Here is a 14379-nt window from a genome sequence, read left to right on the forward strand (position 1 = left end):
TTATTTGAAAAGGCAAGCTCAAGTCACGAATATTAGGAAAAATAAAAGCATGAAATGCACAAACTTAGAGTTGCACATTCCATGCTTTCTCCGATTCATTGATATTACTCACAAACGGCCACAAGTGAATAATTATTTTCTATCTCTTCACCATTTTATGTATTGAAAAGAAATAATATTCTAAATCAGTGGTTGCAACTTTATGAGCCGTTGGGAGCAACTCCTGCCGTCGCGAAGCGGGGATGGTATGCCCTATGGTGCAACCGGCGCGGGCGCAGGCTGTACTGCCGGGTTTTGTGGTGTGGTTGGAGTGGGAGCATCCATCCTTACTGCGGACCGTCCATTGTTGACGATTTCGTTGACGACTGCGACCAGTTGCGTTTTGCCCTCTGGCGGCACGAACGAGAGAACGACGGCGGCAATCAAGGTTGCGGCAGTCACGGTGTATGCGAGCGATGTTAGAATGTTGATCCACCCCAGAAGCAGCGGAATAAGAGCAAGCATACCGGCCTGAACCGGCGTACCGCCGATTTTCAGGACAGAGAAGTACATGATCAGGCCCATGATAACGGGCTTGGCAAGCCTGGCTACAATTTCCATATCAGATCCTTGTAAAATAATTGCCAAGATTAGATGCCTACCACCGGCAAGTATTATTGGCTATACGCAATTATAATATTCATTTTGTCAAAATTTCTCATATGAATTTTTTTAATTTAGGCAAATACGTTAGTCTTATTTAACATGCCTCTACGTTTGCAATGATGAATATTTAATACATTCGGATGTGTATTTACATTCTGATGAATCAGTCTAACTTAAACAGCGGAGGAAGCAGAAAGAATATTATACTTATGACATATAGGATAATGGCTTGATGCGGATACTCCTTGATGTGACCCGGACGCTCGCCAGACGTTTCAATCGCACGCCCACGGGTATCGACCGTGTGGAGCTGGCATTCATCAAATGGACGATTGATCGCGCCAAAAAGGGTGAGATCGAAGCGTTTTTCATCATTTCGGCTGCGAACATGCACGCCGCGCTGACGGTCAGCGAAATCGCCAAGGTCATCCGCGAAGTTGAGGATAGCTGGGGCAAGGCCGGCTCCAACGACATGGAATACCATGAGCTTGTCAGCTTTCTGAAACGCCCCACACGCCGCGCTCCGCTGGAAGTTGGCGCTGCGCGTTTCAAGTGCGGCGGCGCGCAACGACGCACCTTCAGCCATCCCTATTTTCTCATCGGCAAACTGCTGATCAACGGTCGCAACCGGTTTGTGCGGCTGATGGTTCATGCTCGCAAGGTTGAAACCATCTATGTCCACACCGGTCATGATCAGGTGGAATTGAAGGGCCTGTTCGGTTGGCTGGAAACGCACAAGATCCGCAGTGTTTTCTTCGTGCATGATACCATTCCGCTCGATTATCCCGAGTTTTGTGGACAGAATTCCCGCCTGACGCACCTCAAGCGCATGGACACCATTGCGACCTATGCCAGCCATATCGTCGTGAATTCCCAGTATACGAAAGACCGGCTGGCCGCCTATCTTCCGCCGGAAGCGGGCATCAGCATCACGGTTTCCGGGCTTGGTACCACAATCGACCAGTATGAGGGCCGCACGGTCCACCCGATCAAAACCGCGACACCCTATTTCGTCTGCCTCGGCACCATTGAGGGTCGGAAAAATATTGCCCATCTCATCAGCGTCTGGCGGCAGATTTTCAGTGATGTCGGGCCGAAGGCGACGCCCCGCCTGCTGCTTGTCGGCAAACGCGGTTGGGAATGTGAAACAATTTTCGACGTGCTGGACAGAACCGCCGAGCTCGCACCCTATATTGCCGAGGTTGAAGGCCTGAAAGACGTGCAGCTTGCCAATTTGATTGAAGGCGCGGCCGCACTTCTGGCTCCCTCCTGGGTCGAAGGGTTCAGCCTGCCTCCGGTGGAGGCCGTGTGCCGTGGTGTTCCGGTGATCGCATCCGATATTCCGGTCCACCGGGAAATTCTCAAAGACCACGCCCTGCTTCTGGACCCCACCGATGGCATCGGCTGGAAAAATGCCATTCTCGATCTTGCCTGGAACCCGGAAAGCCGGGAGCGCAGCAGCCAGAGAGCTGGTCAGTTCCCGCAGAAAACGTGGGATTCCTTTGTCACCGATTGCTTTGAAGGCCTGCCGCCCCGCGTGCAGAGACCAGCGCCGCGTGCCCGCTACGAAGACTTGGCGATGCCGCATGCGCGGGCTGGCTGAACACCATGATGCCCTCCAATAGCGCCGAAATGCCAACCCAGCAGGCCAAGCCGACCGGGTTTAATCGTCTTTTTTACGGCGCGGCAGGGCTGGCAGCGACGTTGCTGTGCGCTTTTGTCGCACCGCCCGCGCACGCTAACGAAGACGCTGACCTCTTCGATTTCATGGTTATGAATGTCTGTGTCGATGGCAGCGACCAAGCCATCCCCGGTCTCTCTCCGATCTCGCCAGACTGTAAACGCCAGCGCGATATTCGCGAAAGCGATGCCGTTCCGTACCATCTGACTTCGTTCGGGCAGGACGCCATCAAATGTCCGGGCCACGTGACGGTCAACGATAATCTGCCCGTGACCCGTAACGGCGTCGTGCGCGTGGTGAAGACCGTGCGAGTCGATTACCAGAACTGTCGCCCTAAAAACGCACCCGTTCCGGCCTATTATTCGGTGCGCTGGTTTGATGATCAATTTGCCTTCATCATGGGTGCCTGGTCGCGGGGGAAAGATGGCGGCAAGGTCGGCGGCGGCATTACGCCACAGTGCGAAGCCGCAGGCGATACCAGCCGAACGACATCGCGCCGCTATTTCCGCAACTGGGTTCTGTTCGACCGCGCAACGGCAGCCTCCGGCAAAACCGGTTTCGAAGCGTTCAGCAAAGCCAGCGCCATTCATGGTCTGCCGGCGCTCGATTCGGCCTGCCCTGCCGAGTATCGGGCGCGCTATCTGGCCGTGTGGACACGCGGGCAGTATACCTATCGCTCCGGCGCGACGCTTGAAACGCTGATTTCTCATCCCTACAGCCAGTCTGATGCCACCGGCACCACGCCAGCAGGCGGCAAACAGATGGAACGCACCTATTGGACGCGCGAATTCGGTCAGTCCCGCTGGGAGAACTGGAAACGCGACGATTACACCAACAAGAAATCCGGTGAAACTGCCGTCGAGCTGGCGAAAGCCACCTTTTCCTCCGGCGAATGCGGCAAGCCTTTTGCCATGGTCAGCGAGCCGACACCCGGCATCACACTTGGGCCCATCGAAGAAAACGGCACTTACAGCCAGACATTGACCGATCGGCGAACCGGGCAAACCCATCGCTGGTACATGGCAGGGTGTCAGGACATTACCAATGTGGTACAACCACAGAACAAGAATGGCGATCCCTATCCGGATTTTTCGGTGATCAATCCGAAATTCTGGGAGTTCTGGTCAGGTTGATATGACAGATACCTTCTCTCACGCCTTGGAAAACCAGTTCAGATCACTGCGCTCGCTGATCTATTTTGAAAGCAACCTGCGATTTGCCCGCCGTTCCATCGGCGTGATCGAAGAACTGGCGGGTATCCTCATTCACGTGGCAGGCTTTGCTGCATTGCGCTATCTCGCGGGCGCTCCCACCCATTATTCCATGCCCGCCATACCGTTCATGACATCGGGCATTTTCGCTTTCTGGATGCTGCGGTCCAATATCATGCAGGCCTCGAACTTCAACATCGCCAAAAACCGCTACATGGTGTTGCCGCGTGTGACCCAGTTGGACGTTTTGACGGCACGATGCATTGTCAATACGCTGCTGTACATCGGCGTCGCGATGTCGGTCTTCTACTTGTTCTATTTTCTGGGAATCGGTCCTGCGCCCTATGCGCCTTGGACGCTGATCATGATTTTCTGCGCTTGCAGCCTCTGGGGCTATGGCACGGGTCTGGTTCTTGGCAGTGTGTTTCTGTTCCTGCCGGTGGTCCGCACGATTTTCGGCGGGTTCACCCGCGTGCTGATGTACACCAGCGGCATTATGTTCATTTGGCCGGAAGTGCCTTATTCCTTCCGCTATATTGTGGAAAAAAACCCGCTGTTTCATATGGTTGAGTTTGTGCGTGAAGCGTATTTCGGCACCTATATTTCCGCCATGGCGGATCCGTTCTACGTGTTCAAATGGATTATCTTGTCGCTGGCGCTGGGTCTGGTGGTGGAGCGCCTGTGCAGGCCCTATGCGCTGATGTCGACGCACCGCGGCGACGACGCCGATTTTGATACGATCTAAAGCATGTCCACAAGTGGACACCGGTTTTGGAACAAAGACATGCACAAAACAAACCTTGAAGCGGGACGTACGACGTGAACCCAAGGGACCACACCAGACCTGTGCCGCTGCGCCTCGTGGAACCGCCCGCGCACCTGCCGGGCGTCGAGTTTCGTAACGTGTCCAAATTTATTGGCCATGGCAAGAAGGCGCGTCTGGTTCTGTCCAATGTCAATGCAACCTTTTCACGCGGCAAATTCATCGCGGTTCTTGGACAAAAAGGTTCGGGCAAAACCACGCTTGCCAATCTTCTGAACGGCAATACCCGTCCCGATCAGGGTGAAATCAGCCATGGTGCGACGGTATCCTGGCCGACCGGTGCGCGCCGCATCCTCAACAACACCACCAGCCTGCGGGCCAATATCCGCTTTCTGGCCGGTGTCTACGGCTTTCCCATCGAGGATCTGATCGAGGATGTCCGGACTTTTGCCAGCATTGGTGCGCAGGATTTTGATCGTCCCATCCGAGATTTGCCCAATGAAATCGGCAACCGCGCAACCACTGCGCTGTCGCTTGCCGCACCCTTTGATATTCTTGTCACGGACGACACCATGTTTCTGGGCAGCAATGCTTTTCGCAAGAAAGCCATGGACCGCCTTGCTTCCATGAAAGGTACGCGGGGCGTCATTGGCATTACCCGGAACATAGCGCTCGTTCGCGAATTGTTTGAGGACTGCATGACCCTGTCGGACGGCCGCCTGATAACCCACGCCAACCGGGGCGATGCGATCCGCGCATTCAAAGCGCAGGATCGTCAGCCCGATCAGGACCAGAACGACGATGACGATTCGTAATCTGCCGCCCGTTGCGGCCAACATTGTTATATTTCCCATTAAATGCTATGGGTTTATCATGGCACCTAGGGCTCTCACCGGAAAGATTTGGGCATGAATATCTATGATAAGATAATGTCTCCCAAAACCATCGATAAGCCAAAGGGCTTTACCGACGACCGGGAGCCGCCAAAGGCATTTGTGCGCACCCGCGAGAACGAGCGCGAAACGGTGCGACCGGAAGAGCGGATCATACCGGAACCTCCCCGTCTGGAGTCGCCATCCAAGATCTGGAACCAGCGTTCCCGCCTGTTCAACCTGATCGTTATTCCGCTGCCCATTATTGCGGGTGCCATCTATTTTTATGGGTTCGCGTCCGACGCCTATGTGGTGCAGTCGATCTATGCGATCCGCAACCCGACCTCTTCCATGGCACAGCAATCGGCTCCGATGACCTTTGCGGGTGGTTCAACCACGGCAGAGCGGGCCATTGACGAGTCCTATGCGGTGGTCAACTACATCCGGTCGCGGTCTGCTTTTGAGGAGTTGGAAAAGGGCCTGAACCTGTCCAGCCGCTTTTCCGTACCGTCGATTGACTGGCTGGGTCGCCTGCCGGAAAACGCAACCTCCGAGCAGCGCTACCAGTATTACACCAAGCACGTAACCGTGTCGTACAACGACGTGGAAGGCCAGATCAATCTGGACACGAGAGCCTATGACGCGGATACGGCTTTCCAGATGTCGCAGTTGCTGGCGAAAGCCAGTGAGAAACTGGTCAACGAGTTTAACGAGCGCGCGCGCTCCGATCTCATCAAGCTGGCGGAAGAGCAGGTAGCAATGTCGGCAGCGCAAATGCGTCAAGCCAATGATGCCATCACCGCATTCCAGCAGCAGAACAGCACCATCGATCCGTCCATGGACGTGGCGTCGCTAAACAGCGTTATCACGCAGTTGCGCGGTGAAACGGCTACCAAGCAGGCCCAGCGCAACGCGCTCGGCGACGATTCGACCAAGACCGGTCCGCGCGCGACGGAAACCAACAATCTGTTGAAGGCGCTTCAGTCCCAGATCGCAGCCGAGCAGGCCCGCCTGACTGGCCAGACGGATGCGGTGGCGCCGCTCATCAACAAATACAAGCTGTTGTCTGTGGATCAACAGTTGATGCAGCAGAAATATTCCGCCTCCATCAGCATGTTGCAGAATGCGCAGCTTCAGGCGGAGCACCAGAAACTTTATATCGTCAATGTCGTGAGCCCCTCGCAGCCCGACCAGCCGGTGTTGCCGGACCGGCACCGCCGTATGCTGGAAATCATCGCGCTGACGGCTGTTAGCTGGCTGATCCTGCGCATGATCTTTGCTTCTGTCAGGGACCACCGGATTTAGGGTTTACCGGCCCGTTTTGCGTAGTATTCGACAGCCTTACCCCTGTGATTGGTTAACAGGGGCCCACCTTCACGGGAAATTTCTCCACTTTCATCCGTGGAGAGCAACGTGTGCCGAGAAGGCATTTCCGTTGCAGTACTCTCTACCTTACAGTTCGCTCAGTTTCGTTTCCAAAAGTTGCATCAACCTATCGATATCAACGGTCCATCCTTGCGACACCGGATCCACGGCTTCCAGCCACATCGTGTGATGATGGCCGCGAGCTTGCGACAAACGCGCAAAGTTGAACCTTAGATTATGTGACCCGATCTGAGACGGCATCAGTTCCACCACCTGCAAGCCCGGCTTGGCAGCAATCAGATGGGTAAGCCCGGCCCCATGGGGTGCAATAACCATTTTTGCAAACTGGACCTGCTGGACCTGCTCCGCAAGAGACATCTCGGAAAACAGGCAGATTTGTACACCAAGCGCCTGTAGCCTCGTTTCAAGCTCCACCTCATTCGCCATAACGCGCCTGTCAGAATCGCGACGCGATATGTAAATGGCGTCGAAGGGGCGGATGTGGTGTGCAATGCGCGGTGAGTTCTCTCGGATCAGGTCGTAAGTCCGGGCAAAGTACGACCATTGCGCCAGCCGATCTATGCTGATGTGTGGCACATAACATTCGGCACACCGGACAGCGCCCGGAATCTTGAGACTTTGCGGACGGAAGGGGCTCAGCAAATCCAGCGTTTCCTCTTGAAAGGAACGGGAATGCTCGCCAAACAAAACGGTCGCCTTCAGGTCCGGTGCATACAGGTGCCAACTCAATGCTGGCAGATGCTCGGCAAACCAGTGATAGAAACCTCTGGTCGCATTGGTGGAAAGGATCGCCGTGTCGACCTGCGCGTAGGGCGGCGTGGTCGTCATGTCTTCGAGTGGACGATGGGCATTGCGGAGAATATCTCCGTTTTCGCGCCACATCTGCCCAAGCGAGTTGACGAACACATCTCGGTAAACAGTCACAGTTGGACGCCGTTTATTGGCCACCCGCCCTTCCATTTTTTTCCACAACTCAACATTGATCGTTCTGTGTTCCGGTGCCAATCCTTCGAAATGAAGAATGTCCAGTGTACCCGCCGCACTCTGCTCGTCGGTGGGTTCAGAAACGAACTGATACCGAGAGCGCTCGCCGGGTTCGGGTTTATCCTGCTCGGAATACTGGAGCGAACTGCCCGTATGCACATGTAGAACCTCGTTGAGGATACGCGCGGCCTTGGCTTCTATCTCCTTATCCTGCGTTCCCTTCATAATCCGCTGACAAAGCGCAGAAAACCGTACCGGGTCTTCAGCATGGTTCATATCGGCGATGATCTGCCACGCCTCATCAGTTTTAGCCCAACTGACCAGTTTTGATGCGACCCCGACAGCCACGGCATGGGGCACTTTGGTTCTGGCACAGCGTTCTGTAATGCCCTGAATGGTTTCCGTGTCGCCTTTTTCCAACGCCAGACTCAGGAGTTGCGGCAGGTCTCGTGACCGCACTCTCATATAGCGAGGCTTGCGTTTGGGCCGTTCGCCCACCGTTTCCGGCAGCACGACCGAATGTCGGGGCCAGAAACGGTTCAGTGCATGCCGAAATTTTGATCTGATAGCATCTATAAACATGGGCACCCGCGAGCGTTTGTTACAACGCAGTGTAGCGTGTGAAAAACGTCATTTGTGCGTCTCTGTCAGACGCCCAAATGACTAAGCACATCAGTAATTCAGCGTAGATTCAGCCTCAGGGGTAACCTCCCACAACCCATCCGCATTCACCGCAGCCACTGGCACCGGAAAGGCGGTGAGCAGCGCATCGGCGGTGTAGGAGAGCGGCGTCCAGTTCTCCGCCACGAAGCGGATTGCGTCTTCCCACGGCGTTTCCCGGTCGCGCACCAGCCCATAGGTCAGCACCGTTTTGGCACCGGCACCCAGATAGAAATCCCGGATACGATGGTCGATTCGTGCCGTCTCATCCTCAAGATCGAGGTGCATGCCCTCGCCCTCTCCATAGGTCGCAAACCAAGCGCAGGGAATACCGTAGGTTTCGGCAATCACAAGGCCATGCAAACTGGTGGACAGGATCATGTCGCAGGCGACGATCTCCTGAACCCGCTCCTCAAGAGCGGCGGTGGTGCGCTCTGTCACAGTGTTGATAATGCGGATCTGGTCGTGAAGCTCGGGTGGAATACCGTAGCGGATCAGTTCGGCTTTCGTGCGGGCCTCCGGCGTATAGCCATCCAGCTCCGTCAAATGCACAATCACGCCGAGGCGGTGAGTTTTGACACCCTTGGCTGGCCAGATGCGGGGCAACAGCCAGACCGGATCACCATAAACATGCTGCACACCGTCAATGCCCGCCTGCTCCAGCACCTGTGCGGTGCGCGGGCCACGCGTCGCATGAATACGGTAATCGGTATCGGGTGCTTTGGCGAAGGCCTTCAATGACGGATCAAACGCATTGCGTGTGGCATCCAGCCCCGTTCCCCAATAGTGGAGAATGCCGTTTTTCTGCGCATGGCCGATGGTTCCCACCCCGACCATGCGCTCGATTGGCTGATCAAACCCGGCATGCACCACCGGACGCCCGGAAATGGCTGCAACCACCACCGCACTCAGCGCATCGCCCAGATTGGCATAGGGCACATTTGTGGTGCTCGCCGCCCAGGACAGCGGTATCTGTGGCCAGTCGGGGGTCAGCGACCCATCAACTTGTTGAGCGCCGACTTGATCCCCCCCTGAACTCCCCCTTGCGTCAGAAGTTTTTTTTTGAGCCGCTCCACCGGAGGTGGCCAGTTTATCGGCACGCCGCAGTTCGCTGACATCATGTTGCAGCTTTAGCCCGGTCAGCGCCGGATGCTCCCATATGGTTTTGCCTTCCTCCGGCACAACCGGATTGTAAGCAAGCGGGAAGGCCGCAATCAAACGGTCCTCGTCCAGCGTCACCGGCTTCCACGCCTGATCGATAGCAGCCATCACCTTGCGCCAGTCGGTCGGCTTGTTGCGTGGCTGCACATAGGCTTGCACCGTTTCCTGGCCAAGACCGCGATAAAGATCGACAATTCGCAGATCCAGATCGCCTTCCGGGTCAAGCGCCAGCGTCTGCAAGCCGGGACCAGGGCCGCCGGGCGAGAAATACAGGCAAGGAATGCCATAGCTTTCCGCAATCACCATGCCGTGTAGACTGGTGGACACAATGCGTTCGCAGGCCAGAATCTCGTCCATCTTGTCGCGCATCGCGGCCATGCTGATGGGCGTAACGGTGCTGATCAGATGCACATCGTCCTTCAGATCATCGGGGATATCAAAACGCTTGATCGTGTCACGCGGTTTGGCTTCCACACCCCGGTCTGCCAGTTCCGACAGATGCAAAATTGCACCGACCTTCCATTTCTTCTTGATGTCCGGGCGGTAGAAGCGCGGCAGCAACCAGACGGGGTCGCCATAGACATGCGGCTTGTCGCCGTCCGGGCCGGCCAGCAGCGCTTCCGAAACCGGGCCGCGTGTAGCCGTCACGACAAAGTTGGAGCCTTCCGGCACGGTGAATTTTACCTTTTCGCCAGCGGGTGCCGAAGGATTTTTCCAGTTGGAGCAGCCCGTGCCCCAGAAGTAGACGTCCCCGCCTTCAAAACCATGGCCGATGGTGCCCACACAGCCCATGCGCAGCGACTTCGATTTCGTCGGCACGCGCGTAATGTCGCGTCCGCTCATCAGCGCCACCATCACGGGGCTCAGCGCATCGCCGAAGTTGAGATAGTCCATATCCATGGTCGATCCGGCCCAGGCGAGCGGGATGGCGGCGGTATCGTTCAGCCTTTCGGCAAAGTCTTGGCGCATGTGTCAGTCCTTCTTGCTTCTACCGCTAAACAGTCTTGGGAGTGCATTGAACAAGGATGCCGCCTTCTGGCGGCGCGGTGTCGTCGTCTGTCCGCCGCGTATGGGGACAGCGCGGATCAACGGATCGTCGAAAATGGAAGCCCCGGCTTTTGCCTCTACCGGCTTGTAAGGCAATGGAAAACGCTCGATCAGCGGGCCGCTATCAAATGCGGTTGGCTGCCACGCGCGGTCGACGGCACGCATGACATCCTGCCAATCGGTGCGTGTGCGCCGGTCCTGCACATAAACCGGAATGGAGGTATGGCCGAGGCCACTGTAAAGATCGGCAAACCGCAGGTCTATCGCCCGGTCATCGCCGAACTGCACGGTCGACAGCCCCGGCGTTTTGCCACGAACGGCAAAATACAGGCAGGGAATGCCATAGCTCTCGGCAAACACCATGCCGTGCAGACTGGTGGATACGATGCGCTCGCAAGACAGAATCAGATCCAGTCGCGCCTGCATCGCCTCCACGCTCGGCTCGGTGACTGTGTTGATCAGCACGATATCCTGCGCCTCTTCAGGCGAAAGGGCGTAGCGGACCAGTTCCGGCTTGGGATTGGCAGTGGTTGAACGGTCGGCCAGATCAGCCAGATGGATGATGACGCCAAGCTTCCAGCGCTTTTTGACCGGTGGCCGGTAGAACTGCGGCAGCAGCCAGACCGGATCGCCATACACCGCCGGTCCGGTTGCGTTTGCCTCACCCAGAATGGCGCGGGTAACGGGTCCGCGCGTGGCCAGCACCCGAAATCTGGAGCGCGGCCCCGGCTTGAACAGTTCTTTTTCCACACCCGCCGGTGCCAATGGATTGGCGTAGCGCGAGGAGCCGGTGCCCCATACCCAGACGTCGCCGCCCTTATCCAGATTTTGCGCGATGGTGCCGACTGCTGCCAAGCGCGGCCGGGGAGAATCATGGGCCATATGGGTGCATGGCAGACCGCTCATCAGCGATACCATCACCGGTGAGAGGGCATCGCCAAGGTTGATGTAGGTCTGCTCGGCCGTGGCCGCAACGAATGACAGCGGAATGGCGCCCTCATCGGCTGCGATGCGCGTCAGTTCCTTCATGCGGCGGTTTCACTTGAGCTTGCGTCGCCGGAGTCGGCACCGCCGGACACCGTATCGCCCGCATTGGTATCGCTCGGGCCTGCATCGTTGCCGCGCTCATTGGGCTCAATCGGCTGCGGGCGCGGGCTGAACGTGTTTTTCGGCGTATACCGCGCATACACATCGGCCAACCGCTCGCGGTATTTTTCAGGCGAAAACAGCGCCGCCTGCTTCACGCCAGCGGTCGACAAACGATCACGCAGCCCTTCATTGCGGTCAATTTCCACGAAGGCATCGGCAAGCGCGCGTGCGTCATAGGGGTTGACCATGAAGGCTGCATCGCCCGCCACCTCAAGCGTCGCACCCTCGGTGGAGGTGATGACCGGGGTGCCGAGCAACATGCCTTCCAGCACCGGCAGACCAAACCCCTCATAAAGCGATGGGAACACCAGCGCTTTCGCCCCCTTGATCAGGCTGACCAGAAGCGGAAATGGCGCGTAATCGAACTGGCGAATACGGTCACGCAGCAGGGTGACATTGCCGATCTGCTCCAGATAGCGGTTGGTGGTTTCGTTCACCAGCCGCAGTTCCTCCTCCGAACGCCAGGCCTGCGCGCCCACGATCACCAGCGGCCCCTCCACCTTGCTGGCGAGATAGGCCTCGATGATACGGCCAATGTTCTTCTTCGGCTCGATGGAGCCGTAGAACAGGAAGTAGTTCTTGTAGGGCAAGCCAAAGGCACCCTCCACTTCGCGCTTGACCACTTCCGGCGTTTTGTTGGCATAGACTGCCGGAATTTCCACTGACTGGTAGGTGTTGGACACCTTGCGCTCCGGGCAGCCCAGAAGGTTGATGATGTCGTTGCGCGAGGTTTCCGACACGGTGACAATATGGTCGGCCTTGCGCACGATGCGCTGCATCAGCTTGAAATAGCGGCGCTTCACATCCAGCGTGGTAAACGGCAGGCGCAGCGGCACCAGATCGTGCAGCGTATAGATATTGGCCGCACCGGGCATGCGCACCGGCAGCGGATAGGTCCAGTGCATGATATCGGGCGTCTTGACGCCATTGACTTTGATGAACCGGCTGTAGGTCCGGAACATATCGTCCGCCTTGTTGTACAGGTTCGGTGCATTCCAGATCTGGTCGTAATAGGGCAGACGCGAACGGTACGTGGTGGCAATAACCGCGCCGGTGATCGGCACGCGGGATGCCTTGACCCCCATGGGGCTGGTCAGGCTGCTTTGAATGGCGCGCCAGATTTCCAGCCAGCGCGGGGTTTTGCCCACATGCGCATCGAAGAAAGCAATTTCCTTCAACAGCGGGTGCATGCCGGGTGCCGCCCGGGTGCCGTACAGCACCTCCGAACGCAGGCCGAGATTGTGGATTTCGTAGCTCAGATTGCGGGCGTAGGTCGCAATGCCGGTGCCTTTGTCAAGGTTCAGGTTGAACCCGTCGATCATAACGGTTGGAGCCATGAAGCACCTTATCTGCTATCAACCGGGGCCAAGCCGCCCCGGTTTTCCATAAATTTCAAGCTGCGCGACGTGCCCGCGCAACCTTATTTCGACAGGGCGCGCGTGGTGACCGCCGCCTGTATGAAGGGTGATGTGGTGGTGTTGATCAGGGTCGTGAACTTGCGGATTTCAGCCAGCGACGAGTTCGCGACATAGACCAGGTCCTTGTCGTAGATTTCGAAATTCTTCAGCAGGAAGAAGCCATTCGGGTCGGTCAGATCGATCTGATAGATGACATTGGTGGTTCTGCCGTTCGTCACGATTGGCTTGCCCGGCACGAGGCTGCGCACCAGTTCGGCCGGTTCCGTGCGGTAGATGAAGATGCCCCGCGCATTGGCGCGCTCGTCGTTCAAACCACCGGTTTTGGCCAGAGCCTGATTGAGATACAGCCGTGGCTCATCAAACTGGAATGCCGCGTTGGAGGTGACCGCGCCGAACATGGTGAAGCTGCGCGGCTGGCGCGTGAGCGTAATCAGATCACCCGGACGCACGAAGATGTTTTCGGATGGATCGTTCATCAATTGCTCAAGGGGCACACTTTGAATGCGGCCGTTGCGCGCAATCTGCACGGACAACTGGTGCGCTTCAGTGCGCGGCCCACCGGCCAGCGCAATCACGTCCAGGAGGCTTTCGCCCCTTGCCGTCAAAGGTATCTGCCCGCTGGACGCTACTTCGCCAGTCACCGTCACGGTGTTGGCCACGTTCTTGACCACGCGGACCAGAATTTGCGGCTCGATGGCCTTGCTCACCAGCGCACGCTCAATCAGGCTTTTAACCTCTTCGGGCGAGCGTCCGGCCACCTTGATCGTTCCGGCATAGGGAATGGAGATGGTGCCACTGGAGGACACCGGCTGCTCGGGGATGGTGGCATTGGAGCCCGTCTGCGCGCTGAACAGACCGCCATCGGCAGACTCCCAGATCGACACGATCACGCTATCGCCAATGCCAATGCGGGCGGAATCCACACGACGGGAATTTCCGAACGTACTGCGCAGATTGGCATTGCGCCCATTGCTAATGTAGGATATAATCGGCTGCGTGACCTTGATGAGCGTATAAGGTTCTTCAAGCGCCTCATTGATGATTGCTCCGGCACTTGGGCCGGACGTGGGAAGTGCCGTGCAAGAGCACAGCGCGATGCCCATGCCGAGCGTGACCGTTAAACGTGTTAGCACCATATACGGGTCAGTTCCTTGTCACTCATGCCGAAAAGCAGGCAGACGCTTGAACGAGCGCAGCGTCATCGTGCTGTTACAACGGTCAGTTGATTTCTAAAATATATCCTGGAGCATCGCAATTTAATTCTGTCGGGACAGTGTCCAGAACTGTGCAAAATTGATTTAAATCCACTTAAGAAGTAAGGTAAACACACTTTCGGTGGGTGTCCGTGGCATTTTTGCAAGTCTATCACAGCTTAGATTAAGATTGACTACAATATAGATTT

At 56.7% G+C, this 14379-nt stretch carries 11 protein-coding genes; 5 read left to right on the forward strand and 6 right to left on the reverse strand.

Features of this window, described 5'->3' with window-relative positions:
* Positions 1-252 precede the first annotated feature (252 nt).
* Positions 253-600 (reverse strand): hypothetical protein, encoded by a 348-nt coding sequence (locus IFT84_RS07985; protein ID WP_192118123.1) that lies wholly within the window; start codon positions 598-600, stop codon positions 253-255.
* A gap of 277 nt (positions 601-877) precedes the next feature.
* Here IFT84_RS07985 and IFT84_RS07990 point away from each other — a divergent pair, with 277 nt between their 5' ends.
* From IFT84_RS07990 to IFT84_RS08010, 5 genes are all read left to right on the forward strand, one after another.
* Positions 878-2248, forward strand: a complete 1371-nt coding sequence (locus IFT84_RS07990) for a glycosyltransferase family 4 protein (protein ID WP_192118124.1) — start codon at positions 878-880, stop codon at positions 2246-2248.
* 5 nt (positions 2249-2253) lie between these two features.
* The gene (locus tag IFT84_RS07995) at positions 2254-3459 is read left to right on the forward strand and encodes a hypothetical protein (RefSeq protein WP_192118125.1); all 1206 of its coding nucleotides are present in this window, start codon (positions 2254-2256) and stop codon (positions 3457-3459) included.
* A 1-nt stretch (position 3460) separates the two neighbouring features.
* A complete protein-coding gene (locus tag IFT84_RS08000) occupies positions 3461-4282 on the forward strand; it encodes an ABC transporter permease (protein ID WP_192118126.1) in 822 nt (273 codons plus the stop codon).
* 74 nt (positions 4283-4356) lie between these two features.
* Positions 4357-5115: an ATP-binding cassette domain-containing protein gene (locus IFT84_RS08005; RefSeq protein ID WP_192118127.1), complete on the forward strand. Its 759-nt coding sequence runs from the start codon at positions 4357-4359 to the stop codon at positions 5113-5115.
* Between the two features lie 93 nt (positions 5116-5208).
* Positions 5209-6477 carry a hypothetical protein gene (locus IFT84_RS08010; protein WP_192118128.1) on the forward strand — a complete coding sequence of 423 codons (1269 nt, stop codon included), beginning with the start codon at positions 5209-5211 and terminating at the stop codon, positions 6475-6477.
* A gap of 147 nt (positions 6478-6624) precedes the next feature.
* Here IFT84_RS08010 and IFT84_RS08015 read toward each other — a convergent pair whose 3' ends face one another.
* The 5 genes from IFT84_RS08015 to IFT84_RS08035 all read right to left on the reverse strand — a co-directional run bounded on the left by IFT84_RS08015 (position 6625) and on the right by IFT84_RS08035 (position 14113).
* A complete protein-coding gene (locus IFT84_RS08015) occupies positions 6625-8124 on the reverse strand; it encodes a glycosyltransferase family 61 protein (RefSeq protein ID WP_192118129.1) in 1500 nt (499 codons plus the stop codon).
* A gap of 90 nt (positions 8125-8214) precedes the next feature.
* Entirely contained in the window at positions 8215-10332 is a 2118-nt protein-coding gene (locus tag IFT84_RS08020) for a polysaccharide pyruvyl transferase family protein (RefSeq protein ID WP_192118130.1), read from the reverse strand.
* 3 nt (positions 10333-10335) lie between these two features.
* Positions 10336-11439 (reverse strand): polysaccharide pyruvyl transferase family protein, encoded by a 1104-nt coding sequence (locus IFT84_RS08025; protein ID WP_192118131.1) that lies wholly within the window; start codon positions 11437-11439, stop codon positions 10336-10338.
* Positions 11436-12896, reverse strand: a complete 1461-nt coding sequence (locus IFT84_RS08030) for a glycosyltransferase family 4 protein (protein ID WP_244651133.1) — start codon at positions 12894-12896, stop codon at positions 11436-11438. The genes IFT84_RS08025 and IFT84_RS08030 overlap by 4 nt, the downstream gene beginning before the upstream one ends.
* An 83-nt stretch (positions 12897-12979) precedes the next feature.
* Positions 12980-14113 (reverse strand): polysaccharide biosynthesis/export family protein, encoded by a 1134-nt coding sequence (locus IFT84_RS08035; protein ID WP_192118132.1) that lies wholly within the window; start codon positions 14111-14113, stop codon positions 12980-12982.
* Between the last annotated feature and the right edge of the window lie 266 nt (positions 14114-14379).

The sequence above is a fragment of the Rhizobium sp. CFBP 8762 genome (genome assembly GCF_014841565.1).
Taxonomy (GTDB): domain Bacteria; phylum Pseudomonadota; class Alphaproteobacteria; order Rhizobiales; family Rhizobiaceae; genus CFBP-8762.

Coding starts and splice junctions, on each gene's coding strand:
- IFT84_RS07985 (WP_192118123.1), bottom strand. CDS start 600: ATGGAAATTGTAGCCAGGCTTGCCAAGCCCGTTATCATGGGCCTGATC.
- IFT84_RS07990 (WP_192118124.1), top strand. CDS start 878: ATGCGGATACTCCTTGATGTGACCCGGACGCTCGCCAGACGTTTCAAT.
- IFT84_RS07995 (WP_192118125.1), top strand. CDS start 2,254: ATGATGCCCTCCAATAGCGCCGAAATGCCAACCCAGCAGGCCAAGCCG.
- IFT84_RS08000 (WP_192118126.1), top strand. CDS start 3,461: ATGACAGATACCTTCTCTCACGCCTTGGAAAACCAGTTCAGATCACTG.
- IFT84_RS08010 (WP_192118128.1), top strand. CDS start 5,209: ATGAATATCTATGATAAGATAATGTCTCCCAAAACCATCGATAAGCCA.
- IFT84_RS08015 (WP_192118129.1), bottom strand. CDS start 8,124: ATGTTTATAGATGCTATCAGATCAAAATTTCGGCATGCACTGAACCGT.
- IFT84_RS08020 (WP_192118130.1), bottom strand. CDS start 10,332: ATGCGCCAAGACTTTGCCGAAAGGCTGAACGATACCGCCGCCATCCCG.
- IFT84_RS08025 (WP_192118131.1), bottom strand. CDS start 11,439: ATGAAGGAACTGACGCGCATCGCAGCCGATGAGGGCGCCATTCCGCTG.
- IFT84_RS08030 (WP_244651133.1), bottom strand. CDS start 12,896: ATGGCTCCAACCGTTATGATCGACGGGTTCAACCTGAACCTTGACAAA.
- IFT84_RS08035 (WP_192118132.1), bottom strand. CDS start 14,113: ATGGTGCTAACACGTTTAACGGTCACGCTCGGCATGGGCATCGCGCTG.